The organism is Streptomyces sp. NPDC057445 (assembly GCF_042802855.1).
GTDB lineage: Bacteria > Actinomycetota > Actinomycetes > Streptomycetales > Streptomycetaceae > Streptomyces.
Map to the genome: position 1 here is coordinate 479,814 of NZ_JBHVDH010000003.1, position 23,442 is coordinate 503,255.

Here is a 23,442-nt window from a genome sequence, read left to right on the forward strand (position 1 = left end):
ACAGCGCATCACTCACTAAAATGGCCCTATCCCAGCGACCTCCGGGGAGACGCCATGACATTCGTACAAATGATCGACTGCAGGACGGATCGCGTGGACGAGCTCAACCGGCTCATGGACATGTGGGTCGAGCAGACCAGGGGCAGGCGCACCGCGACCCACAGCATGGTCGGCATGGACCGCTCGGACTCGACCCACGTGGTGGAGATCGTCGAATTCCCGTCGTACGAAGAGGCGATGAGGAATTCGAACCTGCCAGAGACCGAGCGGATCTTCCAGGAGATGGTGGCCCTCTGCGACGACATGCCGACGTTCACCGACCTGGACGTCGTCCGCGACGAGCAGCTGAACAAGGACTCCGGCCGCGGGTTCTTCCTGGACTGCATCGGCGGCAACCCGGAGCTCCTGCGCGAACTGCTCACGGACGACTACCGCGACCACGACCCGGCCAACCCGGAGGACCTCATCGGCGTCGAAGCGTTCATGAACGAGGTCGCGGGGTGGCGCACCGGGTTCGACTTCGGCTTCACCATCGACGACCAGATCGCCGAGGGCGACCGGGTCGCCACCCGCTGGACCTGGAACGGCCTGCACAAGGGCGAGTTCATGGGCGTCGAGCCGACCGGCAAGCAGTGCATCATGACCGGCACGACCACGCAGCGGTTCCGCGACGGCATGATCTGCGAGAGCTGGTGGCAGTACGACCGCCTCGGCCTGATGGGGCAGCTCGGCGTGCTCGACATGTAAGAGGCCCCGCACACGCCTGGCAGAGCACCCCCCTGACACAGCACGCGGCCGGCACGGCGCACACCCGGCACGGGGAAGGCCCCCCGTTCCCGGACAGGGAACGGGGGGCCTTCCGACCACGCCTCGCCCGGTGGGCGCGCGCGGGTGGGTCAGTGGGAGTGACCGTGGCCGTGGCCCGCCTCCGCCGACTCCTCTTCCTTCTTCTCCACCACGAGGGTCTCTGTGGTGAGCAGCAGGGAGGCGATCGACGCGGCGTTCTCCAGCGCGGAGCGCGTGACCTTGACCGGGTCGATGACGCCGGCCTTCACCAGGTCGCCGTACTCGCCGGTCGCGGCGTTGAAGCCCTGGCCCTTCTCGAGCTCCGCCACCTTCGAGGTGATGACGTAGCCCTCGAGGCCGGCGTTCTCGGCGATCCAGCGCAGCGGCTCGACGGCGGCGCGGCGGACGACCGCGACACCGGTGGCCTCGTCGCCGGTCTTGCCGAGGTTGCCCTCCAGCACCTTGGCGGCGTGGACCAGCGCGGAGCCACCACCGGAGACGATGCCCTCCTCGACCGCGGCGCGGGTCGCGGAGATGGCGTCCTCCAGACGGTGCTTCTTCTCCTTCAGCTCCACCTCGGTGGCGGCGCCGACCTTGATCACGCACACGCCGCCGGCCAGCTTCGCGAGGCGCTCCTGGAGCTTCTCGCGGTCCCAGTCGGAGTCCGTGCTCTCGATCTCGGCCTTGATCTGCGCGACGCGGCCGGCCACGTCCCCGCTGTTGCCGCCGCCGTCGACGATCGTGGTCTCGTCCTTGGTGACGGTGACACGGCGGGCGGAGCCCAGCACGTCCAGACCGGCCTGGTCGAGCTTGAGGCCGACCTCCTCTGCGATGACGGTGGCACCGGCGAGGACGGCCATGTCCTGCAGCATCGCCTTGCGGCGGTCACCGAAGCCGGGGGCCTTGACCGCGACCGCGTTGAAGGTGCCGCGGATCTTGTTGACGACGAGGGTGGAGAGCGCCTCGCCCTCGACATCCTCGGCGATGATCAGCAGCGGCCGGGAGCCACCGGCCTGGATGATCTTCTCCAGCAGCGGCAGCAGGTCCTGGATGGAGGAGATCTTGCCCTGGTGGATCAGGATGTACGGGTCCTCGAGGACGGCCTCCATACGCTCCGGGTCCGTCACCATGTACGGGGACAGGTAGCCCTTGTCGAAGGCCATGCCCTCGGTGAAGTCGAGCTCCAGACCGAAGGTGTTGGACTCCTCGACGGTGATGACACCGTCCTTGCCGACCTTGTCCATCGCCTCGGCGATGAGCTCGCCGACCTGCTGGTCCTGGGCGGACAGCGCGGCGACCGCGGCGATGTCGGACTTCTCCTCGATCGGGCGCGCGGTGGCGATCAGCTCGTCGGAGACGGCCTTGACCGCGGCGTCGATGCCCTTCTTCAGGGAGGCCGGGGAGGCGCCGGCGGCGACGTTCTTCAGGCCCTCGCGGACCAGGGCCTGGGCGAGCACGGTGGCGGTGGTGGTGCCGTCACCAGCGATGTCGTTGGTCTTGGTCGCCACCTCCTTCACCAGCTGGGCGCCGAGGTTCTCGTACGGGTCCTCGATCTCGACCTCGCGGGCGATCGTGACACCGTCGTTGGTGATGGTGGGAGCGCCGAACTTCTTGTCGATCACGACGTTGCGGCCGCGGGGGCCGATCGTCACCTTGACCGTGTCGGCGAGCTTGTTGACGCCGCGCTCAAGGGCGCGACGGGCGTCCTCGTCGAACTTCAGGATCTTCGCCATGGAGCTTCTCAAGTCCTCTCAAAACGAAACCGCGCCCCGGGCCACCCGGCTTCTTACGACGCGGGGGCCAGGGGCGCGGCTCAATCAGATCTGCCTGGTGCGGGGTCTTCCGGGGCGTGAACCCCGGTCGCCCCCGACCTACTTCTCGACGATCGCGAGCACGTCGCGGGCCGAGAGGACGAGGTACTCCTCGCCGTTGTACTTCACCTCGGTGCCGCCGTACTTGCTGTAGAGCACGACATCGCCGGTCTTGACGTCGAGCGGCAGGCGCTCGCCGTTCTCGAAGCGGCCCGGGCCCACGGCCAGGACGACGCCCTCCTGGGGCTTCTCCTTGGCAGTGTCCGGAATGACCAGGCCTGAGGCCGTGGTCTGCTCTGCGTCGAGCGGCTGGACCACAATGCGGTCCTCGAGCGGCTTGATGGCAACCTTGGAGCTGGTGGTCGTCACGATCCGACCTCCCCCTTCGGAGATCTCACGGGGTTTACTGTCTGAGGTGGCGACCAGGTGGATCCGTCGTCGCGGGTGCCGGACCTGCCCGTCGCTGTGTTGGCACTCTCCTGTGGGGAGTGCCAGAGCCGAGACTATGACCGCGATTAGCACTCGGTCAAGCGGAGTGCCAATCCGCTCGGCGTGGCGGTCAGATCTCGATCAGGACAACGGTCGAACGCGGGGCCGTGTTCCGCGCAGCCGTACGGTCGAACGACCCCGCAAAAAAAACGATCGCCGGCACCGGCCAAGGGGTGCACCGGCTCGATCGGCGCAGCGACGGACACGAACCGGCGCGCGCCTCTCACACGTAGTCCTCTCACACGTAGTCCTCCAGCCGCGCCACCGCGTACCCCTTCCTGGTGACGACCTTCATGACGTGCCGGACCATGTCGGTCATGCTGCCCTTCCACTGCCCCTTGCCCCGGAAGTGCGTGAGAATGATGTCTCCGGGGTGCAGATCCCGGTCCCACTCCCGCCACTCCATGTGGTCGGGGAACGCCTCTGCGGCCCAGAGCGGCACGGCCTTGATCCCGCATGCCTTCGCGGCCCGGAGCGTGTCCCTGTTGTAGTTGCCGTAGGGAGGCCTGAAGAGCGGAGGGCGCTTCCCGAACCGCTCCTCGATCCTGTCCTGCTGCCCACAGATCTCCTTCTTCTGCTTCGCATACGAAAGTGCGGGCATGTAGGGGTGGTTGAGGGTGTGGTTCTGCAGGGAGACGCCCCGGTCCTGCATCTCCTCGAAGTAGTCGTAGTCGTCGCGCACGAGGTAGTCGCTGAGGAAGGCGCTGTACGGAATACGCAGCTCACTCATCATCTTCAGCAGCTCCGGGTCCTTCTCGGCCCCGTCGTCGATCGTCAGAAAGACGACTTTCTCCTTCGTCGGCACGGTGGTGAAGACGGGTGGCAGCCCGTCGCCGTCATGAACCTCGAAGCCCTTGCGGGTGGCCACCCTCGTCTTCCTGGCGGGCGGCGCGGGCGCGGTCAGCGGAGTCCTCCTGAGCCCCCAGCGCTCGGCGGCCGCGACCCGGGCGGCATGCGCCCTCTTGGTGCGTTCCACATAGGCGTCGAGCGCACCGGCGGGGCCGACTGCCCTCTGCTGCCCGTGTGCGGGCCTGGGAGGCCGCGAGCCCTCGGGGCCGGGCGACGCGGGCGCACAGCCCGAGCCGGTCGCAGCGACGAGCAGGGCGGCCAGCGCCAGAGGCCAACTCCGCCTTCTTCTTCGCATTTTTCCCGTTTGTCGTACAGTCTGCATGGCGCCGCATCCTGTCAGCGCCGCTCCCGCTCGGGGCCCCGACACCGCGGCCCGGGGCGCACGGTCCCCCGCCTGGCCGACAATGGCCGGGTGAACGACGTCTCCTTCCCCCACCTCGGCCCGCTGCTCGGCGACGAGGGACAGGCGCTGCTCGCCGCGCTGCGCGACTACGACCCGGCCAAGGAGCTCGCCGTCGCGACCCGGCTGCGCCGCGAGCACCCGGCCGAGCTGGTCTCGGCGGCGCTCGGCCAGGCGCGGCTGCGACAGCGGGCGGTGGCCAAGTTCGGCGAGGAGGACGCCTACCGGATGTACTTCACTCCGAACGGGATCGAGCAGGCGACCCGCGCCTCGGTCGCCGCGTACCGCGCAGGGCGCTTCCGGGACATCGGCCCGGTCGAGGTCACCGACCTGTGCTGCGGCATCGGCGGCGACGCGATCGCGCTGGCCCGCGAGGGCTTCTTCGTACAGGCGGTCGACCGGGACCCGCTGACCGCCGAGACCGCCCTCGTCAATGTGCACACGGTGGTGGAGGGCACCCCCCTGATGACCGTCACCTGCGCGGACGTCATGGAGTACGACCTGTCCGGCAGCGAGTCCCTCTTCATCGACCCGGCGAGGCGCGCAGGCCGGGGCCGCATCTTCGACCCGGAGGCGTACTCACCGCCGCTGTCATGGGCGATCGAGAAGGTCCGCGAGGTCGGCACGGGTGCCATCAAGATCGCACCCGGAATCCCGCACGAGCTGATCCCCGAGGACTTCGAGGCCGAGTGGATCTCGGACGGCGGCGATGTGAAGGAGGCGGTGCTCTGGCGCGACGACCAGGGTCCGACCTCCCCGAGCCCCGTCGTCCCCGGCGCCCGGCGTGCCACCCTCCTTCCCTCCGGGGCCACGCTGACGGGCCGTGGCCTTCCGGACCCCCAGGTCCGCAAGGTCGGCCGCTTCCTGTACGAGCCCGACGGCGCCGTCATCCGCGCGCATCTGGTCGCCGAGGTCGCCGCGGACCTGGACGGCGGTCTGATCGACGCGACGATCGCCTACATCACGGCGGACGAGCTGCGCCCGACGCCGTACGCCACGGCGTACGAGATCACCGACGAACTCCCCTTCAACCTCAAGAAGCTGAAGGCGCTGCTGCGCGAGCGCGAGGTCGGCATCCTGACGGTCAAGAAGCGCGGCTCGGCCGTCGAACCGGAGGAACTGCGCCGCAAGGTGAAGCCGAGCGGCCCGAACGCGGCGACGGTGTTCCTGACCCGGGTCGCGGGGGCGCCGACGATGCTGATCGGCGGGCCGGCCGGCACGGCGGACTGAGCGGCCGACGCGCCTGCCGGCGTGGGCACGCCGACGCGCCTGCCGGCGTGGGCACGCCTCCCCTTGCGGCCCGGCATGGACGGATGGGCCCTTGACGACGAGTACGACTCGTACGAGGCGAGCGTCCGGGGACTCGTCGACGCGGAGCACCCTCACCGCGACCGGGAGCTCGTCCCGCGCATCGGCCAGGCCATGGGGGCCGCCGGCACACTGCGCCCGGTCCGGGGGCTTCAGCGCCGCGCTGACGTCGTACGCGCCCGGGGCTTCCCCCGAGGACCTGGCCCCGCTCGCCGACCTCGGGTGCGGGCGCATGCGCCCGCATCACCGGCCGATGCCCCCTGTGACGGCGGGCGGGGGTGACGCGCCCCTCACGCGGAGCGCGATGCCCTCTCGAAGGCAGATCCCGCTCGCGGGCATTGCGGGTCAGGGACGCGGCCCGCTCGAACTCCGCCCGTGCCTCGGCAGTACGGCCGAGACGGGACAGCAGGTCCCCCCGCACGCTCGGAAGCAAGTGGTAGCCCTTCAGCGCGGGTTCGGCGGCGAGAACGTCCACGATCGCCAGGGCGGCCTCCGGGCTCTCGGCCATGGAGACGGCGACCGCACGGTTCAGCTCGACGACGGGTGAGGGGGAGACGGCGGCGAGGCGGGCGTAGAGGGCGGCGACGGTCGGCCAGTCGGTGTCCTCGTAGGTCACCGACTGTGCGTGGCACGCGGCGATCGCGGCCTGGAGGGCGTACGGGCCGTGGGCGGCGCCCACCGCGTTCGCCCGGCCATGGCCGGGCTGCTCCCCGCCTCTCACCCTCTACGAACGGGATCGCCGCCGATCGACACGACCGCCGAGGTTTCTCACAGGTAGTCCTCGAGGCGGGCGACGGTGAAGCCCTGCTCCTGGATGTGGCGCAGCATGTTCGCCGTCATCTCCGTCATCGTCGTGCCCTTGAGGTCGGACGGGCCGCGGAAGTGGGCCAGGATGATGTCGCCGGGATGCAGCTTCCTGTCCGCGCGCTGGTACTGCATGTTCTTGATCTGCATGGACTCGCGCCAGAGCACGATCGCCTCGAGACCGCAGGACCCCGCGGCGGCCCGGGTGTCCTCGTTCCAGTTGCCGTACGGCGGACGCAGCAGCCGAGGCGCGGTGCCGTACCGCTGCTTCAGCATGTTCTGCTGGCCGCAGATCTCCCGCTTCTGGGCCGCCGCGCCCAGCGTGCGGAGGTTCGGGTGCGTCAGTGTGTGGTTCTGGACGCCGTTGCCCAGCCGCTGGAGCTGCTGGAAGTAGCCGTAGTCCGTGCTGATGGCGGAATCGGTCAGGAACATCGTGACGGGGATCTTCAGCTCCCGCATCATCGTCACGAACTCCGGGTCCTTCTCGGCCCCGTCGTCGACGGTGATGAAGACGACCTTGTCCTTGACGGGTATCTCGCTGATCACGGGCACGTCGCCGCCCGGACGCAGCGTCACCGGCTTGGTCTTCGGCGGGGCGGGCGGCGCGGCGAGCGGCTCGATGCCCCATTTGCGGTACGCGGCCTCGGTGGCGGCCTTCGCGTCCGAACCGGCCCGGGGGAGCTGCGGGCGCGGCAGGGAGGCCGGTGGTACGGAGACGGAGGGCTCGCCGGGGCGGGAGGGCGCCGGGTCCTGCGCGGTGCAGCCCGATATCAGTCCCGCCATGAGAAGGGCGCAGGCCAGCGCCCCACCCCGTATTCGCCTGCCCACCCGTGCCCCCCGTGTCGTCGGACGCCTCAGCCGGTCCGCTCTGCTTGATGCCGAACAGGCGTCCGCGGTTCCATTTCCTGTTCGAAACGGGCAGCGGGACCGTCACTCGCGAGGGGGAGGAGGGGTGGAGGAGGGGGTGGGGGGACGAGGACGGAGGTGCCGCGACGTCACCGCGCAGTCCCTCCGCAGCTCGCCGCGTCAGCCCCGGCGCGGCCGTCAGCCCACCGCGGCCGTCACCGGCCTTCCGCCCCGAGGGACTCGAAGCGCCAGCGGTGCACCGGACGCGTGATCAGTTCCGCGTCCGGCTCAGGGAGTTCGGGCAGCCCGGCGGCTGTGTCCGTCGCCTCCCACCAGGTCAGCACCAGCACCCGCTCGCCGGGCGCGCGGAACGTCTCGCGCCGCAGCGGGACCGCGTCCAGGATCCGTGTCCTCGCCCACTCCAGCAGCTCGGCGCCCCGGCCGTCGGCCGCCCGCGCCTCCCACATCAGCGTGACGACCGTCATGAGTAGAGGTTGTCCTTGCTGATCTCGTGCACATGGTCGTGGTCGTGGGCATGGTGCTGTCCCGGGACATGCGGATCCGTCACCGGCAGCGAGGAGTCGGCGGACAGGTCCCAGTCCGACGCAGGCCGGTTGCGTGCCACCATCTCGGCGCCGAGCGCGGCGACCATCGCCCCGTTGTCCGTGCACAGCTTCGGCCGGGGCACCCGCAGCCGGATACCGGCCGCTTCGCACCGCTCCTGCGCGAGCGCCCGCAGCCGGGAGTTCGCCGCGACGCCGCCGCCGATCATCAGATGGTCGACGCCTTCGTCCTTGCAGGCCCGGACGGCCTTCCTGGTGAGCACGTCCACCACGGCCTCCTGGAAGGACGCCGCCACGTCCCGTACGGGCACATCCTCGCCCGCGTTCCGCTTCGCCTCGATCCAGCGGGCCACGGCCGTCTTCAGCCCCGAGAAGGAGAAGTCGTAGGCGGGGTCGCGCGGACCGCTCAGCCCGCGTGGGAACGCGATCGCCGACGGGTCGCCCTCCTTCGCCAGCCGGTCGATGACCGGGCCGCCGGGGAAACCGAGGTTCAGCACCCGCGCGATCTTGTCGAAGGCCTCGCCCGCGGCATCGTCGATCGTCGCGCCCATCGGACGTACGTCGCTCGTGATGTCGGGCGCGAGCAGCAGCGACGAGTGGCCGCCGGAGACCAGCAGCGCCATCGTCGGCTCGGGGAGCGGGCCGTGCTCCAGCTGGTCCACGCAGATGTGCGAGGCCAGGTGATTCACCCCGTACAGCGGCTTGCCCAGGGCGTACGCGTACGCCTTCGCGGCCGATACGCCCACCAGCAGCGCACCCGCGAGTCCGGGGCCCGCCGTCACGGCGATCCCGTCCAGGTCCTTCGCCGACACTCCGGCGTCCTTGAGGGCGCGCTCGATGGTCGGGACCATCGCCTCCAGGTGCGCGCGGGAGGCGACCTCCGGCACGACACCGCCGAAGCGCGCGTGCTCGTCGACGCTGGAGGCGATGGCATCGGCGAGCAGGGTGGTGCCCCGGACGATGCCGACGCCCGTCTCGTCGCAGGACGTCTCGATGCCGAGCACGAGGGGTTCGTCAGCCATGGTTCTCGGTTCCTTGTACTTCTGCTTCGTGTACGTGCAGGCGCATGACGAGGGCGTCGACATTGCCCGGCTGGTAGTAGCCACGGCGGAACCCGATGGGTTCGAAGCCGAAGCGTTCGTACAGCTTCTGGGCACGGGTGTTGTCGACACGCACCTCCAGGAGCACCTCGTCGCACTCGAATGCGGTGGCGTGCTGGAGCAGATCGGTCAGGAGCCGGGCGCCGAGACCCGTCCCCCAGTGTTCGCGTACGACGGCGATGGTCTGGACGTCGCCGAGCCCGCCCGCCGCCGCGAGGCCCGCGTAACCGACGATCCGGCCGTCCACCGGGTCCTCGGCGACGAGATAGCGGCGGGTGGCCTTCGGGCCGCGCGCGTGAGCGAGCTCGGACCAGAACATCCCGGGGGACCATGCGTCCTCCGGGAAGAGCTCGTGCTCAAGCTTCAGCACCGGCTCGATGTCCCACCAGCGCATCTCACGCAGAACGGCTTCCGTCACCGCGGTCACCGTGTCTTCCTCCCGTGCGGCCCGGCGGCCGCGTGCCCGTCGCTCACGACGGCGTGACCACCTTGTAGTTCTTGGGAACCTGGGCGTCGGGGCGGCGCATGTAGAGCGGCTGCGGCGGCAGCAGCTCCTCACCGGCGGCCAGCTTCTCGGCTGCGAGCGACGCGAGCGCGGCGGCCGACTGGTGCTCCGGGCCGCGGGCGTCGGGGAACACCTCGGGGTAGAGCAGCGCTCCCGCCCCGACGGTCGGCAGTGCCGCGATCTCGGCGGGGACCTCGGCGGGCCGGTCGACGGCCGGTTCGCCGACACGCGTCCGCATGCCGTCGTACCGGGCCCAGTAGACCTCCTTGCGGCGCGCGTCCGTCGCCACCACGAACGGCTCTTCGAGCCCGGACGCGTACGCGAGTCCGTCGAGGGTGCACAGGCCGTGGACCGGTACGCCCAGCACAGAACCGAAGGTCGCGGCCGTCACCAGGCCCACGCGGAGTCCGGTGTACGGGCCGGGGCCGACGCCGACCACGAGGTCCGTGACGGCGCCGAGTTTCAGCCCCGCGTCCCCGAGGACACGGTCGACGGCGGGCAGCAGCAGCTCCCCGTGCCGACGCGCGTCGGTCGAGGTGGCCTCGGCGACGACGGAATCGCCGTCGTGGAGGGCGACGGTGACGGCAGGGGTGGCGGTATCAACGGCGAGCAAGAGCACGCAAACAGCCTACGGCCACCGCGGTGGGGCACGGCGTCCCGTACCGTCCGGTCCCTGCTGCTACCGTCACCCCGGGTACGGGCGTCCGAAAGGGGAGCAAGGGTGGCAAGGAGCAGCTCGGGAATCGTGGCCGGGCTCACCACAACAGCACTCGTCGTGGTCGCCTTCCTCGCCTACCAGGCCTCGGCGAACGTACCGGAGCACCTCAAGGGGCCGGCAGCGGCCGCGGAAACCCCGGCCCCCCGCCCCTCCGGCGACACCGACGCAGAGACGCGCAAGGACCCGCTCGCCGTGCCCGCACGCTCCGGCAGGGGCATGCGTGTCGTCTACTCCCTGAGCGAGCGGCGCGTCTGGCTGGTGGACGGGGCCGGCCGCGCCTCGCGGACGTTCGAGGTCATGCCGAGCACGGTGAGTCCCCCGGCCGGCTCGTACGCGGTGACCTCGCGGAGCGGCAGCATCCGCGGCTCGGACGGGGTGCCGATCGAGCACGTCGTACGGTTCGCGACGGTGGACGACGTGAACATCGGATTCAGTGCCGCGGTCGACGGGTCGGTGACCGCCCCGGCTCGGGGCAGGAAAACGGGCGGCGTGCGGATGACCCGCACCGACGGCGACGCGTTGTGGACGTTCGCGACGATCGGCACCAAGGTCGTCGTCCTCCCTTAGCGAGGACGTGCGCGTGCCGCCCTCCGACGACGCGTCGGCACACCCCGGCCGCGCCGCGTGGGTGGCACCCTCAGCCGCGCCCCGCCCGCCGCAGTTCACTCGTACGGACTACGCGGCGTCGCGCCGTTCTTCCCGCTTCACGGCGACGGAGGGCTCCGGCGCCGCCTCGTCGCGCTCGCTCGGCGGAGTCGAGACCGCGCTCGCCGCAGCGCACGACGCCAGCAGGTCCCGCATCGAGAGGGCGGAGGGTGACTGCGGTCGCGAACGCGGCCGTGGCTGCGTCGCCTCGTGCTCGGACGCCGGCATGGATGCCTCCTGGTGCTCCGGGGGGCAGTCGGGTTAGGTAGACCTAACCTGGTGTCGGCATCCATGGGACCACGCTCGGAGCAAGGGACGCAACATTTTGCCGACGTCTTGTCGGAATGTACACAAACAGCCGGTCAAGCGGGCGTACGGCGCGCGAGCGTGAGTCGCCTGCGCGCCGTCCGTGAGGCGGGGGTCCGGGCAGCGGCGGTGGGTCCGGCCAAGTGAGGCCGGTCATGCGGTGAGGGCGGCCAGACCCACATCGGCCCAACGGGCGCCCACGCCGGTCAGCGTGACCTGGCGCCGCTCGTCGTCGGTGTTGCCGACGACCCGGTGGATCACCACGTGCAGCCGGTCGTCGGACAGGTCCTCGACCTTGCCGTCACCCCACTCCACGACGACCACGGAATCGGGCAGCGAGACATCGAGGTCGAGGTCCTCCATCTCGTCCAGCCCGCCGCCCAGCCGGTACGCGTCCACATGGACCAGGGCGGGCCCGCCGACCAGCGAAGGGTGCACGCGGGCGATGACGAACGTCGGCGACGTGACGGCGCCCCGCACTCCGAGGCCCTCGCCGAGGCCGCGCGTCAGCGTCGTCTTGCCCGCGCCGAGCTCACCGCTGAGCATGACCAGATCGCCGGGCCGCAGCAGCTTCGCGAGCCGGCGGCCCAGCTCCTGCATCCGGTCCGGGGAAGTGAGGGTGAGACGGGCGGCGGCCTCAGCCGCCGGGCTGTGCGGTGCTTCCATACGTGCCAACGTTAGCCGCTGCCGGGACCGCGCCGACCCGGGCCAGCAGGTCCGCCAGCCGGTCGGTGACCACCTCCGGATGCTCCAGCATCACCAGATGCCCGGCGTCCGGCACGATCACCAGTTCCGAGTCGGGGAGCAGATCCGCGATCGCCTCGCTGTGCGTGCTGGGCGTGACCAGGTCCTTGTCACCGGCCAGCACCAGCACCGGGACCTCCTGGAAGATCTCCAGCGCCGCCGCCTTGTCGTGCTCGGTGAACGCCGGGTAGAACTCGGCCACCACATCGATCGGAGTGCCCTCGATCATCCGCTCCGCGAAACGGGCCACCGCGGGGTCCACGTCCTTCGAGCTGAACGAGTACCGCTTGATCAGGCCCGCGAACAGATCGGCCGTGGCCCTGCGGCCCCGCTCGACCAGCTCCGCCTGTGAGCCCAGGGCCTTCAGGACGCCCGGCAGCACACGCCGGACCACGTTCACACCCGCTACCGGCAGGCCGTAGTTCACCTCGCCGAGGTTGCCCGCCGACGTACCGACGAAGGCGACGCCGACGACCCGTTCCCGGATCAGCTCGGGGTACGTGTCCGCCAGGGCCATCAGCGTCATACCGCCCATGGAGTGCCCGACCAGCACCAGCGGGCCTTCGGGCGCGGCGGCGTCGATGACCGCCTTCAGATCGCGGCCGAGCTGGTCGATGGAGACCGGCACACCGTCCGGACCCGACTGGGAGGCCCCGCGGCCGGAGCGGCCGTGGCTGCGCTGGTCCCAGTGAACCGTACGGATCAGGCCGCGCAGGGCGGCTCGCTGGAAGTGCCAGGAGTCCTGGCTGAGGCAGTAGCCGTGGCTGAACACGACGGTGACCGGCGCGGGCGTCCGGCGGCCGAACAGCCGGCGCCTGCGCGGCGCTGCGCCGCCCGCCTCCGGGTCGACCTCGTCGATCTCGTAGTAGAGCGCCGTGCCGTCGTCCGACGTGGCGCGGCCCGGGGTGCCGCGCAGCGAACCGTAGGGCCCCGACGCGTCCAGGGCGAGCCGGGCCTTGCGCCGCATACCGCGGCCCACGGTCATCCGCTCTATCGCGACGCCCGCCGCCGCACCGGCGGCGATCACCCCTATGGCGGCGCCGGCGAAGCCCGCCCGGCGCCAGTTGCCCGTGGCGGCGTCGGTCACCGCCGCCGCCACGTCCCCCGCGCTGTTCTCGCTCACCGTGCCCGCTCCTACTGGTCTCGTCGGCGCCGTCTGCTGGTCTCGTCCGCGCCCGGTCTCGTTACCGCTCGTCGATATGGACGCGTGGGACGCGCGTCCCGATCCGGGTCACGATCTCGTACGCGATCGTGCCCGCCGCCTCGGCCCAGTCCTCGGCGGTCGGTTCGCCCCCGTCCCCCGGTCCGAACAGCACCGCCTCGTCCCCCTCCCGGACCGTGCCGCCCCCCTCCGGACCGAGGTCGACCACGAACTGGTCCATGGCGATCCGTCCGGCCACCCGCCGCCACGCGCCGCCGACCAGCACCGGGCCTCGGCCCGACGCATGGCGGGGAATGCCGTCCGCGTAACCGACCGGGATCAGGCCCAGCGTGGTCTCGTCCTCCGTGACGTAGTGATGTCCGTAGCTGACCCCGTGCCCCGCAGGTACGTGTTTGACGAGCGCGACGGACGCCTTGAGCGTCATCACGGGCCGCAGACCGAAGTCCGCGGGTGTGCCCAGCTCGGGGCTGGGCGAGATTCCGTACATCGCGATGCCCGTGCGCACCAGGTCGAAGTGCGTCTCCGGAAGGGTCAGGGTGGCCGGGGAGTTGGCGATGTGCCTGACCTCGGGCTCGATGCCCTCCTTCTCGGCGTACGCCACCAGGTCCTTGAAGACGGCCAGTTGGGCGGCGATGGACGGGTGACCCGGTTCGTCGGCGCAGGCGAAGTGCGACCACAGACCGGTGACCTTGACGGTCCCCGCCTCCTCCGCCCCGCGGGCGGCGGCGACCAGCTCGGCCCAGTCGGCGGGCTGGCAGCCGCCCCGCCCGAGGCCGGTGTCGGCCTTGAGCTGGATACGGGCCGGGCGGCCCGCCTCCCGGGCCGCGCGCGTCACTTCGCGCAGCGCCCACAGGTCGCTCACGCCCATGTCCAGGTCCGCCTCGACGCCCTCGCGCCAGGGCCCGCCGGGCGTCCACAGCCAGCACATCACCCGGCCCCGGATCCCGGCGGCCCGCAGCGCGAGCGCCTCGTCGGGCGTGGCGGTGCCGAGCCAGGTCGCGCCCGCGGCGAGCGCGGCCTTCGCGCAGGGCACCAATCCGTGCCCGTACGCGTCGGCCTTCACCACGGCCATGACGGCGGCGCGGGGCGCCCGCGCGCGCAGTGCGCGGACGTTGGCGCGCAGCGCGGCGAGGTCGATCTCCGCGCGGGCTCGAAGGGCAGCGTTCTGAGTCATCGCGGCCAGTCTCTCAGAGGCCCCCGGCATAGTTCGTACGGCAACGAGCACGAGTGGTGCTGGTCACCCGCGTGACGCGTCGGCGCGGGCGTGATTGCCCGTGGCAAAGGCCACGAGTGTCAGGGGGTTGTCGTGTCGCGCCACGCCCTGGGGATCGCCGTGGCCACGTCGTGGGCCGAGACCGGGGCGTCGCGGGAGACGAGGCGGCCCGCGAGGCCATGGAGATACGCGGCCACGGAAGCGGCGTCGAACGGCTCGAGCCCCGCGGCCAGGAGCGAGCCCGTGAGCCCGGACAGCACGTCGCCGCTGCCGGCGGTTGCCAGCCAGGGCGTGCCGGTCGGGTTCACCCGGACCGCGCAGCGCGGGTCGGGACCGGCGACGAGGGTGGTCGAGCCCTTCAGCAGCACCGTCGCCCCGTACTTCGCGACCAGCGCCCGTACGGAGGCGAGCCGCGCCCCTTCGACCTCCTCGCGCGCCACACCCAGCAGCGCGGCCGCCTCACCCGCGTGAGGGGTGAGCAGGGTCGGCGCGGTCCTGGCCCGCACAGCGGCAGGGTCGAGGCCGCGCAGCCCGTCCGCGTCGACCAGCACCGGCACATCGGACTCGAGCACCTCGTCCACGCCGGGGCCGTCGCCGAGCCCCGGACCGACGACCCAGGCCTGGACCCGGCCCGCCTTCGAGGGGGGCCAGCCGTGGACCAGGGTCTCCGGGAAGCGGGCGATGACCGCGTCCGCGCCCGGACCCACGTACCGCACGGCCCCCGCCCCGCCGCGCAGCGCGCCCGCGACCGCCAGCACCGCGGCGCCGGGATAGCGCGCGGAGCCCGCGACGATGCCCACGACGCCGCGCCGGTACTTGTCGCTCTCCGCGGCGGGCACGGGCAACAGCTGAGCCACGTCGGCATGTTGCAGGGCCTCCACGTCCGGCACGGACGGCAGATGGGGCTCCAGGCCGATGTCCACGAGTCGTACGGCACCCGCGTACCCCCTGCCGGGGTCGATCAGCAGGCCCGGCTTGTACGTGCCGAACGTGACCGTCGCATCGGCGCGCAGCGCCTCCCCCACGACCTGACCGGTGTCCGCCTCGATGCCGCTCGGCAGGTCGACGGCGACGACGGCCGCACCGGACCCCCGCGCGGCACGGGCGACCGGCACGGCGTCGGGCCGCAGCCCGCCGTGGCCGCCGATGCCGGTGATGCCGTCGAGCACCAGGTCCGCCACGGCGAGCGCCTCGTACGGGTCGTCGGCGACCCGCCCGCCGGCCTTCTCCAGCGCCGCCAGCCCGGCCCTGTGCGCACGTCCGGGCGCGAGCAGCACCGCGTCCACCCGGGCGCCGCGCCGCACGAGCCGGGCCCCCGCGTAGAGCGTGTCGCCCCCGTTGTCCCCGCTTCCGACGAGCAGAACGACCCTGGCCCCGTACACCCGCCCGAGCAGCCCTGCCGCCGCCGCGGCGAGCCCGGCGGCCGCGCGCTGCATGAGCGCGCCTTCCGGCAGCCGGGCCATCAGTTCGGCCTCTGCGGCCCGTACGGTCTCCACGCTGTAGGCATGACGCATGCTCAGAAGTCTGCCGTGCCTGGCCGCCTCGGGCCACGCCGCGGTTCCCGGCGGGGGCGCCTTTCGTGACGGTGTGCCCGGTACCGCTGGTCAGGACGGTGCGTCCGTCCTCAAATCGCCGGACGGGGCCGACATACGCGCCGGTACCGCGGGCGCAGCTCCCGTGTCCGTCCTCGAACGCCGGACGGGGCTGAGATGCCCGCCGGTGGGTGGCGGGGCGTGGAACCAAGCCAGCGGGTCGAGCCCCGGAGCGGTACCGGACCCGGCCACCGTCCGGCGTTAGGGGGCGGACACCCCGGCCCACCAGGCGGTACCTGGCTACACCACCCGCACCCGCACTCGCACGACCGCACGCCCTCACCCCTCCGCGATCACCACCGCCGACGCCACACCCGCGTCATGGCTCAGCGAGACGTGCCACGACCGCACCCCCCGCGCCGCCGCGGCCGCGGCGACCGTGCCGCTGACCCGCAGACGCGGTTGCCCGGAGTCCTCGACGTACACCTCGCAGTCCGTCCACAGCAGGCCGCCCGGCGCGCCCAGCGCCTTCGCGACCGCCTCTTTCGCGGCGAACCGCGCCGCGAGGGAGGCGACGCCGCGTCGCTCGCCGCTGTGCAGGAAGAGCTCGCTGTCGAGGAAGAGCCGGTCCGCCATCGCCGGCGTCCGCTCCAACGCGTCCCTGAAGCGGTCGATCGCCGCGACGTCGATCCCCACCCCGATGATCATTCGACGGTGACCGACTTCGCCAGGTTCCGGGGCTGGTCCACCTCGTTGCCGCGTGCCGTCGCCAGCTCGCAGGCGAAGACCTGCAGCGGAACGGTCGCGACCAGCGGCTGGAGCAGCGCCGGCGTCGGCGGGATGCGGATCAGGTGGTCCGCGTACGGGACCACCGCCTCGTCCCCCTCCTCCGCGATCACGATCGTCCGCGCTCCCCGCGCCCGGATCTCCTGGATGTTCGACACGATCTTGTCGTGCAGCACGGACCTGCTCCGCGGCGACGGCACGACCACCACCACCGGAAGGTCCTCCTCGATCAGCGCGATCGGCCCGTGCTTGAGCTCACCCGCGGCGAAGCCCTCCGCGTGCATGTACGCGAGCTCCTTGAGCTTGAGGGCACCCTCCAGCGCGACCGGATACCCGACATGGCGGCCCAGGAACAGCACGGTGTTCTTGCCGGCCAGGGACCGGGCCAGCTCCCGCACCGGCTCCATGGTCTCCAGGACCTGTTCGACCTCGCGGGAGATCTGCGACAGATCGCGGATGACGGCACGGATCTCGTCGCCCCACTTCGTGCCCCGCACCTGTCTTAGGTACAGCGCCACCAGGTAGCACGCGACCAGTTGCGTCAGAAACGCCTTGGTCGAGGCGACGGCCACCTCCGGCCCGGCGTGCGTGTACAGCACCGCGTCCGACTCACGGGGAATCGTCGACCCGTTGGTGTTGCAGATGGCGAGAACCTTCGCCCCCTGCTCCCGCGCGTGCCGCAGCGCCATCAGCGTGTCCATGGTCTCGCCGGACTGCGAGATCGCGATGACGAGCGTCCGCTGGTCCAGGATCGGGTCCCGGTAACGGAACTCGCTCGCCAGCTCCACCTCGCAGGGAATGCGCGTCCAGTGCTCGATGGCGTACTTGGCGATGAGCCCTGCGTGGAAGGCCGTACCGCACGCCACGATCACGACCTTGTGCGCCTCCCGGAGCACCGCCCCGGGGATCCGCACCTCGTCCAGCGTCAGCGACCCGTCCGCGTCGATCCGTCCCAGCAGGGTGTCGGCGACCGCCTTCGGCTGCTCGGCGATCTCCTTGAGCATGAAGTAGTCGTAGCCGCCCTTCTCTGCGGCGGAGGCGTCCCAGTCCACGTGGTACGACCGCACCTCGGCCGGCGCGCCGTCGAAGTCCGTGACCGTCACTCCGTCGCGCCGCAGTTCGACGACCTGGTCCTGCCCCAGCTCGATCGCCGACCGCGTGTACGCGATGAACGCGGCCACGTCGGACGCCAGGAACGCCTCCCCGTCCCCGACGCCGACCACCAGCGGCGAGTTGCGGCGGGCACCCACCACCACGTCCGGCTCGTCCGCGTGCACCGCGACCAGCGTGAACGCGCCCTCCAGCCGCCCGCACACCAGCCGCATGGCCTCCGCCAGTTCACCGCACGACGAGAACTCCTCTGCGAGCAGATGCGCGACGACCTCCGTGTCGGTCTCGGACGCGAGGTCGTGCCCACGCTCCGTCAGTTCCGCCCTCAGCGCCGCGAAGTTCTCGATGATGCCGTTGTGGACGACGGCGACCCGGCCCGCGTTGTCGATGTGCGGGTGGGCATTCGCGTCCGTGGGGCCGCCGTGGGTGGCCCACCGGGTGTGGCCGATGCCCGTCGACCCGCTCGGGAGCGGCCGGTCGACCAGCTCCTTCTCCAGGTTGAGGAGCTTGCCCGCCTTCTTGGCCGCGGCCAGCCCGCCGTCGGCGAGGACGGCCACACCCGCCGAGTCGTAGCCCCGGTATTCGAGCCGCTTGAGTCCGGCGATGACGACATCGAGCGCGGACTGCGCTCCCACGTAACCCACGATTCCGCACATGTCGGCAGCCTACGGCGTGCGCCGCGCCCCGGCCCGGACCCTGCTGGGACCTTCACCGGCCGACGAACACCTTCCGGCCACTGTGACATACGCCACTGACTTTCCTGCCCCACGTTGTCCCGGTGGGCACCCCTGGCGTGAGCGACGCCACGCCGCGCTCCGCCCGCCCTGCACCGACAATGAGCATGTGATCACTTCGCCGCCACGAAGCCGCAAGCCCGACCGGGCGGAGACGTCCCCGTACGTGGACCTCACCCGGGAGGAGTGGAGCGCCCTCCGCGAGAGGACGCCCCTTCCCCTCTCCGCCGCCGAGGTCGAGCAGCTGCGCGGGCTCGGTGACGTCATCGACCTCGACGAGGTACGGGACATCTACCTGCCGCTCTCCCGGCTGCTCAACCTGTACGTCGGCGCCACCGCCAACCTCCGTGGCGCGCTCAACACCTTCCTCGGCGAGGCCGGCAACGGCCACGGCACCCAGCGCGGCACACCCTTCGTCATAGGCGTCGCGGGCTCCGTCGCCGTCGGCAAGTCGACGGTCGCCCGTCTGCTCCAGGCCCTGCTCGCCCGCTGGCCGGAGCACCCTCGTGTCGAGCTCGTCACGACCGACGGCTTCCTGTACCCGATGAAGGAACTCCAGGCGCGTGGCCTGACGTCGCGGAAAGGCTTCCCCGAGTCGTACGACCGCAGGGCCCTGACCCGGTTCGTCGCCGACATCAAGGCGGGCAAGGACGAGGTCACCGCCCCGGTCTACTCCCACCTCATCTACGACATCGTGCCGGGTGAACGCCTCACGGTCCGCCGCCCCGACATCCTGATCGTCGAAGGGCTCAACGTCCTCCAGCCGGCCCTGCCGGGCAAGGACGGCCGCACCCGCGTCGGACTCGCCGACTACTTCGACTTCTCCGTGTACGTCGACGCCCGGCCCGAGGACATCGAGCGCTGGTACCTCAACCGGTTCCGCAAGCTCCGTGAGACGGCGTTCCAGAAGCAGTCCTCGTACTTCCGCAGGTACACCCAGGTCTCCGAGGAGGAGGCACTGGATTACGCCCGCACCATGTGGCGCACCATCAACAGGGTCAATCTGCTGGAGAACGTGGCACCGACCCGCGGTCGTGCAACCCTCGTCGTGCGCAAGGGCCCCGACCACAAGGTCCAGCGCCTGTCACTGCGCAAACTCTGAGGAGGGCCGCGTTGCTGCACCTGCGTCTGATCGTGCCGTCCGACCTCACCGAGCAGGTCGTCGACACGATCGAGAAGACCGTTGGCACGACCCACCTCGCCGTCCTTTCCGGGGCCGCCCGCAACCCCCCGGGTGATCTGGTCCTGTGCGACGCGGCGCGCGAGGCCGGGGACGAACTGATCGGGCGCCTGCGGGCCCTGGGCCTCGACGCAAAAGGCTCCATCGCCGTCGAGAGCATCGATCTGTCCCTGTCCAGGCGTGCGGACAAGGCGGAGGACGAAGCCCCGGGCGAGGGCGCGGACGCGGTGCTGTGGGAGCAGCTGACCGACGCGACCCACGAGGAGTCGACGCTCTCCGTCACCTACATCGCGTTCCTGACCCTGGCGACGATGATCGCCGCCTGCGGTGTGGTGCTCGACAACGCGATCCTCATCGTGGGCGCGATGGCGGTCGGCCCCGAGTTCGGCCCGCTCGCCGGGTTCAGCACCGCGGTGGTGCAGCGCCTGCCGAGACTTGCCTGGCGCTCGCTCGTGGCGCTGGTCGCCGGTTTCGCGATGGCCATGCTGATCACCGTGCTCTTCAGCTACTTCATGACCGGCATCGGTCTTTTCGAACGCCAGATGCTGGCGGCAGAGCGGCCCAACACGGCTTTCATCTACCACCCGGACGCGTTCTCGTTCGTGGTCGCCGTCCTCGCCGGCGCGGCAGGAACGCTGTCACTGACCTCGGCCAAATCGGGCGCACTCGTCGGCGTGGCCATCTCGGTGACGACGGTCCCCGCCGCCGCCAACGCGGCAGTGGCCTTCAGCTACGGCGAGTACAGCCAGGCCCTGGGCTCCAGCGAGCAACTGCTGCTCAACCTGCTGGGCATCATCCTCGCCGGGACACTCACGCTGCTCGTCCAGAAGTGGCTGTGGACGAGCCACCGGAGGCGGACGGCGAGGAGGTCAGCCGCCTGACAGCGTCCCGTCCAGCCAGTCGAAGACGACCTCGCAGTGCAGTTGCGGAGCCATCGGGGAACAGTGCAGCTGCGCGCCTTCTGCGGTGGTGAGCTTCACGTAGTCCTTGGGAGCGGTCAGCTTGTCGAACATCTGGCGCGGCTGGCCGGGATAGAACTGCTCGTAGTCGTAGTCGAGGACCAGCGTGGGCATCTTGATACGCCCCACGACATCCTTGATCGCCAGCGCCTCGATGCGCTTGGCGGGCGTGTAGAAGTCGGTGAACATCCTGCCCTCGCGGGCAGCGAGCATCGCCGGGACGGAGAAGGGCTCGAAGCGCTTCTTCAAGGTGGCGGCAGCGTCCGGAGGCAGTTCGGGGACGACCTCCTTGTTCCAGATGTTGTTCGTCTCCTCCTTGTCCGGGGTGAGGATCTCCCGGATCTCCGCGGGAAAGCCCAGCCAGGGGTCCACGCAGCCGGGCATCGCCACCAGGGCGGCGATCCGCTGCTCGAAGGCCGCGGCGCGGGGCGCCAGGTTGCCGGCCATGCTCAGTCCGGTCAGGCCGATCTTCCCGGGGTCCACGTCCGAGCGGGCGACCAGCCAGTCGACGAGCGGGGTGACGACCTTCTCCCAGGTCGGCGTGAAGACCACCTGGTCCACGAAGAGAAGCTGCCCCTGGCCGGGCCCGTCGTACACAAGGGCGTTCCAGCCGCGGTCGAGAGCGGCCTGGACGCCGTACGTCCACATGTCGACGTTCTGACCGTCGCTGCCGTTGGTGAGGATCACGGTGGGACGGCGCTGCTCGGACTCGTCCGGCCGGAAGAACCAGACCGGAAGAGGGGTCTTGCCGTACGGGACGTTCGCCTTCACCGGTGCCGGGTCGCACAGCTCGCAGAACGTGTCCCAGGCGCCTCGACCCGCCTTGTACAGCTGCTCCTCGCTGCCGGGGTCGTCGGAGCCGAGGACGAAGAACAGCGCCTGACCGTAGTACTGAGCGGCCCGCAGGGCACGGAAACGCCTGGTCTCCTGATCGGGCTTGCTGCCCTCGGGCGCCTTGGTCAGCTGATCGCCGAGTTTCCTGAAGGTCTCGACATACGTCTGCGCGGAAAGACCGGCTCTGTTGATCGTGTTCACGGCGGTGAGCACCTCGCCGACCTCGGCGGAGCGCTGGCCGGCCCCACCCAGCGCGAGGAGAGCGCTGAAGTTGTACCCCGGGTCCTTGAACAGCGTCATCACCCCGGGTGTGGGGCCGCCCGCCGGGGCCGACGCCGTGGTGGGGGCCTGCGCGGGTGACGCACCCGACGGGGTGCAGCCGGCGGCCATCAGGGCGCCGGCCCCACCGACGAGCCCGGCGAGGGCTCCACGCCGGGTGGGGCCGGATGCGCGGTCTGCGTATACGTACGTCATACCGGCCGAACGTACGAGCCGCGCGTCCGGGCCCCCTTCCGCGACACCCGCCGTTCCCCCGAACGGCGCTGCGCGGGATCCCCGTCAGCCCAAAGCCGACTTCACCGCGTCGGCGAGCCGCTCCGCGACCGAGCGGGCCTGCTCGATGTCAGCGGCCTCGACCATCACCCGCACCAGGGGCTCGGTGCCGGAGGGGCGCAGCAGGACCCGGCCGGTGGAGCCGAGCTCGCGCTCCGCGTCGGCCACCGCCGCCGACAGGTCCGCGGAGGAGGCGACACGCGACTTGTCCACGTCCGGGACGTTGATCAGGATCTGGGGCAGGCGCTCCATCACACCGGCCAGCTCTGCCAGCGAGCGGCCCGTCGCCGCGACCCGCGCCGCCAGCATCAGACCGGTCAGGGTTCCGTCGCCGGTCGTCGCGTGGTCGAGCACGATGACGTGGCCGGACTGCTCGCCGCCCAGCGCGTATCCCTCGGCCTTCATCGACTCCAGGACGTACCGGTCGCCGACCGCGGTCTGCACGAGCTTCACGCCCTCGCGCTCCATCGCCAGCTTGAAGCCGAGGTTCGACATGACGGTCGCCACGACGGTGTCCCCGCGCAGTGTGCCCGCCTCGCGCATCGCCAGGGTCAGCACGGCCAGGATCTGGTCGCCGTCGACCTCGTTGCCCTGCCCGTCCACGGCGAGGCAGCGGTCGGCGTCACCGTCGTGGGCGATACCGAAGTCCGCGCCGTGCTCCACGACCGCGGCCTTCAGCAGGCCCAGGTGCGTGGACCCGCACTTGTCGTTGATGTTGAGCCCGTCCGGCTCGGCGCCGATCGTCACGACATCCGCGCCCGCCCGGGCGAACGCCTCCGGCGAGACGCGGGCCGCCGCGCCGTGCGCCTCGTCCAGGACGACCTTCAGCCCGTCGAGCCGGTTCGGCAGGACGGCGATGAGGTGGGCGACGTACTTGTCGAAGCCCTCGTCGTAGTCACGCACGCGGCCGACTCCGGCGCCCGTCGGCCGGTCCCAGGGGGCACCTGTGCGGTGCTCCTCGTACACGCCCTCGATACGGTCCTCGAGCTCGTCGGCGAGCTTGTGGCCGCCGCGCGCGAAGAACTTGATGCCGTTGTCGGGCATGGCGTTGTGGCTCGCGGACAGCATCACGCCGAGGTCGGCACCCAGCGCGCCGGTGAGGTACGCCACCGCGGGGGTGGGCAGCACACCGACGCGCAGGACGTCCACGCCTGCGCTCGCGAGACCCGCCACGACGGCGGCCTCCAGGAACTCCCCGGACGCGCGGGGATCACGCCCGACCACCGCCGTCGGCCGATGGCCCTCAAACGTGCCCGCCTCGGCGAGAACGTGCGCCGCCGCGACCGACAGGCCGAGCGCGAGCTCCGCCGTCAGATCCGCGTTGGCGACACCGCGCACGCCGTCCGTGCCGAAGAGTCGTCCCACTGGTGTCCTCCGAAAATGCTCCGAGAGTGCGAGCCTCTGCGCTGTTCTTGTCGTTATACGCCCGAGGCATCGAGTTGTGTCACCCCGGGGGGTCACCCCGAGTCCGATAAACGGAACGCCCCGGCGGCACTGAGTGCCGCC

Annotated in this window: 22 protein-coding genes and 1 pseudogene; 5 read left to right on the forward strand and 18 right to left on the reverse strand. The window is 71.2% G+C overall.

Going from position 1 to position 23,442, the window contains the following annotated elements; genetic code table 11:
• The first annotated feature begins 54 nt into the window (after nucleotides 1-54).
• The gene (locus ACFU5O_RS10080) at nucleotides 55-747 is read left to right on the forward strand and encodes an ester cyclase (RefSeq protein ID WP_384238567.1); all 693 of its coding nucleotides are present in this window, start codon (nucleotides 55-57) and stop codon (nucleotides 745-747) included.
• A gap of 149 nt (nucleotides 748-896) precedes the next feature.
• On the opposite strand, the gene groL is transcribed toward ACFU5O_RS10080, so the two are convergent.
• The 3 genes from groL to ACFU5O_RS10095 all read right to left on the reverse strand — a co-directional run bounded on the left by groL (nucleotide 897) and on the right by ACFU5O_RS10095 (nucleotide 4,230).
• Nucleotides 897-2,519, reverse strand: coding sequence for a chaperonin GroEL (groL, locus tag ACFU5O_RS10085; protein ID WP_384238569.1), 1,623 nt, complete (start codon nucleotides 2,517-2,519; stop codon nucleotides 897-899).
• Nucleotides 2,520-2,657: 138 nt separating this feature from the next.
• Complete coding sequence (gene groES, locus ACFU5O_RS10090) at nucleotides 2,658-2,966, reverse strand: co-chaperone GroES (RefSeq protein WP_015035628.1); 309 nt, start codon at nucleotides 2,964-2,966, stop codon at nucleotides 2,658-2,660.
• Nucleotides 2,967-3,324: 358 nt separating this feature from the next.
• Entirely contained in the window at nucleotides 3,325-4,230 is a 906-nt protein-coding gene (locus ACFU5O_RS10095; protein ID WP_384238572.1) for a polysaccharide deacetylase family protein, read from the reverse strand.
• A 9-nt stretch (nucleotides 4,231-4,239) separates the two neighbouring features.
• Between ACFU5O_RS10095 and ACFU5O_RS10100 the strand changes: the two genes are divergently transcribed.
• On the forward strand, nucleotides 4,240-5,565 hold the full coding sequence (locus tag ACFU5O_RS10100) for an SAM-dependent methyltransferase (RefSeq protein ID WP_384238574.1): 1,326 nt from the start codon (nucleotides 4,240-4,242) through the stop codon (nucleotides 5,563-5,565).
• A gap of 397 nt (nucleotides 5,566-5,962) precedes the next feature.
• Here ACFU5O_RS10100 and ACFU5O_RS10105 read toward each other — a convergent pair.
• The 6 genes and pseudogenes from ACFU5O_RS10105 to tsaB form a co-directional block, all read right to left on the reverse strand.
• Nucleotides 5,963-6,337 (reverse strand): annotated as a pseudogene (locus ACFU5O_RS10105) (RNA polymerase subunit sigma-24); the annotation flags it as partial.
• Nucleotides 6,338-6,411: 74 nt separating this feature from the next.
• Complete coding sequence (locus tag ACFU5O_RS10110; protein ID WP_384238577.1) at nucleotides 6,412-7,230, reverse strand: polysaccharide deacetylase family protein; 819 nt, start codon at nucleotides 7,228-7,230, stop codon at nucleotides 6,412-6,414.
• Nucleotides 7,231-7,508: 278 nt separating this feature from the next.
• Nucleotides 7,509-7,778, reverse strand: a complete 270-nt coding sequence (locus ACFU5O_RS10115) for a hypothetical protein (protein WP_384238579.1) — start codon at nucleotides 7,776-7,778, stop codon at nucleotides 7,509-7,511.
• The gene (gene tsaD / locus ACFU5O_RS10120; protein ID WP_384238581.1) at nucleotides 7,775-8,878 is read right to left on the reverse strand and encodes a tRNA (adenosine(37)-N6)-threonylcarbamoyltransferase complex transferase subunit TsaD; all 1,104 of its coding nucleotides are present in this window, start codon (nucleotides 8,876-8,878) and stop codon (nucleotides 7,775-7,777) included. The genes ACFU5O_RS10115 and tsaD overlap by 4 nt, the downstream gene beginning before the upstream one ends.
• Entirely contained in the window at nucleotides 8,871-9,350 is a 480-nt protein-coding gene (rimI, locus tag ACFU5O_RS10125; protein WP_384238960.1) for a ribosomal protein S18-alanine N-acetyltransferase, read from the reverse strand. The genes tsaD and rimI overlap by 8 nt, the downstream gene beginning before the upstream one ends.
• A 76-nt stretch (nucleotides 9,351-9,426) precedes the next feature.
• Nucleotides 9,427-10,080 (reverse strand): tRNA (adenosine(37)-N6)-threonylcarbamoyltransferase complex dimerization subunit type 1 TsaB, encoded by a 654-nt coding sequence (gene tsaB / locus ACFU5O_RS10130; RefSeq protein WP_384238583.1) that lies wholly within the window; start codon nucleotides 10,078-10,080, stop codon nucleotides 9,427-9,429.
• A 102-nt stretch (nucleotides 10,081-10,182) separates the two neighbouring features.
• Between tsaB and ACFU5O_RS10135 the strand changes: the two genes are divergently transcribed.
• The gene (locus ACFU5O_RS10135) at nucleotides 10,183-10,746 is read left to right on the forward strand and encodes a L,D-transpeptidase (RefSeq protein ID WP_384238585.1); all 564 of its coding nucleotides are present in this window, start codon (nucleotides 10,183-10,185) and stop codon (nucleotides 10,744-10,746) included.
• 108 nt (nucleotides 10,747-10,854) lie between these two features.
• Here the strand turns inward: ACFU5O_RS10135 and ACFU5O_RS10140 are convergent, their stop codons facing one another.
• The 7 genes from ACFU5O_RS10140 to glmS form a co-directional block, all read right to left on the reverse strand.
• Nucleotides 10,855-11,052, reverse strand: a complete 198-nt coding sequence (locus tag ACFU5O_RS10140; RefSeq protein ID WP_384238587.1) for a hypothetical protein — start codon at nucleotides 11,050-11,052, stop codon at nucleotides 10,855-10,857.
• 231 nt (nucleotides 11,053-11,283) lie between these two features.
• The gene (gene tsaE / locus ACFU5O_RS10145; protein WP_384238589.1) at nucleotides 11,284-11,796 is read right to left on the reverse strand and encodes a tRNA (adenosine(37)-N6)-threonylcarbamoyltransferase complex ATPase subunit type 1 TsaE; all 513 of its coding nucleotides are present in this window, start codon (nucleotides 11,794-11,796) and stop codon (nucleotides 11,284-11,286) included.
• Nucleotides 11,768-12,997 carry an alpha/beta fold hydrolase gene (locus ACFU5O_RS10150; protein WP_384238591.1) on the reverse strand — a complete coding sequence of 410 codons (1,230 nt, stop codon included), beginning with the start codon at nucleotides 12,995-12,997 and terminating at the stop codon, nucleotides 11,768-11,770. The genes tsaE and ACFU5O_RS10150 overlap by 29 nt, the downstream gene beginning before the upstream one ends.
• Nucleotides 12,998-13,058: 61 nt before the next feature.
• On the reverse strand, nucleotides 13,059-14,210 hold the full coding sequence (gene alr, locus ACFU5O_RS10155) for an alanine racemase (RefSeq protein WP_384238593.1): 1,152 nt from the start codon (nucleotides 14,208-14,210) through the stop codon (nucleotides 13,059-13,061).
• 119 nt (nucleotides 14,211-14,329) lie between these two features.
• Complete coding sequence (locus tag ACFU5O_RS10160) at nucleotides 14,330-15,763, reverse strand: NAD(P)H-hydrate dehydratase (RefSeq protein WP_384238594.1); 1,434 nt, start codon at nucleotides 15,761-15,763, stop codon at nucleotides 14,330-14,332.
• A gap of 357 nt (nucleotides 15,764-16,120) precedes the next feature.
• Nucleotides 16,121-16,489 carry a holo-ACP synthase gene (locus ACFU5O_RS10165; RefSeq protein WP_384238596.1) on the reverse strand — a complete coding sequence of 123 codons (369 nt, stop codon included), beginning with the start codon at nucleotides 16,487-16,489 and terminating at the stop codon, nucleotides 16,121-16,123.
• Entirely contained in the window at nucleotides 16,486-18,333 is a 1,848-nt protein-coding gene (gene glmS, locus ACFU5O_RS10170) for a glutamine--fructose-6-phosphate transaminase (isomerizing) (RefSeq protein ID WP_384238598.1), read from the reverse strand. Before glmS ends, ACFU5O_RS10165 begins: the two co-directional genes overlap by 4 nt.
• Nucleotides 18,334-18,520: 187 nt before the next feature.
• Between glmS and coaA the strand changes: the two genes are divergently transcribed.
• Both coaA and ACFU5O_RS10180 read left to right on the forward strand, forming a co-directional pair.
• A complete protein-coding gene (gene coaA / locus ACFU5O_RS10175) occupies nucleotides 18,521-19,513 on the forward strand; it encodes a type I pantothenate kinase (RefSeq protein WP_384238600.1) in 993 nt (330 codons plus the stop codon).
• Between the two features lie 11 nt (nucleotides 19,514-19,524).
• Entirely contained in the window at nucleotides 19,525-20,472 is a 948-nt protein-coding gene (locus ACFU5O_RS10180; protein WP_384238601.1) for a DUF389 domain-containing protein, read from the forward strand.
• Here ACFU5O_RS10180 and ACFU5O_RS10185 read toward each other — a convergent pair.
• Together ACFU5O_RS10185 and glmM are read right to left on the reverse strand one after the other, a co-directional pair.
• Nucleotides 20,461-21,858, reverse strand: a complete 1,398-nt coding sequence (locus ACFU5O_RS10185; RefSeq protein WP_384238603.1) for an alpha/beta hydrolase family protein — start codon at nucleotides 21,856-21,858, stop codon at nucleotides 20,461-20,463. The genes ACFU5O_RS10180 and ACFU5O_RS10185 overlap by 12 nt on opposite strands.
• A gap of 84 nt (nucleotides 21,859-21,942) precedes the next feature.
• Nucleotides 21,943-23,301 (reverse strand): phosphoglucosamine mutase, encoded by a 1,359-nt coding sequence (gene glmM / locus ACFU5O_RS10190; RefSeq protein WP_384238605.1) that lies wholly within the window; start codon nucleotides 23,299-23,301, stop codon nucleotides 21,943-21,945.
• Nucleotides 23,302-23,442 lie beyond the last annotated feature (141 nt).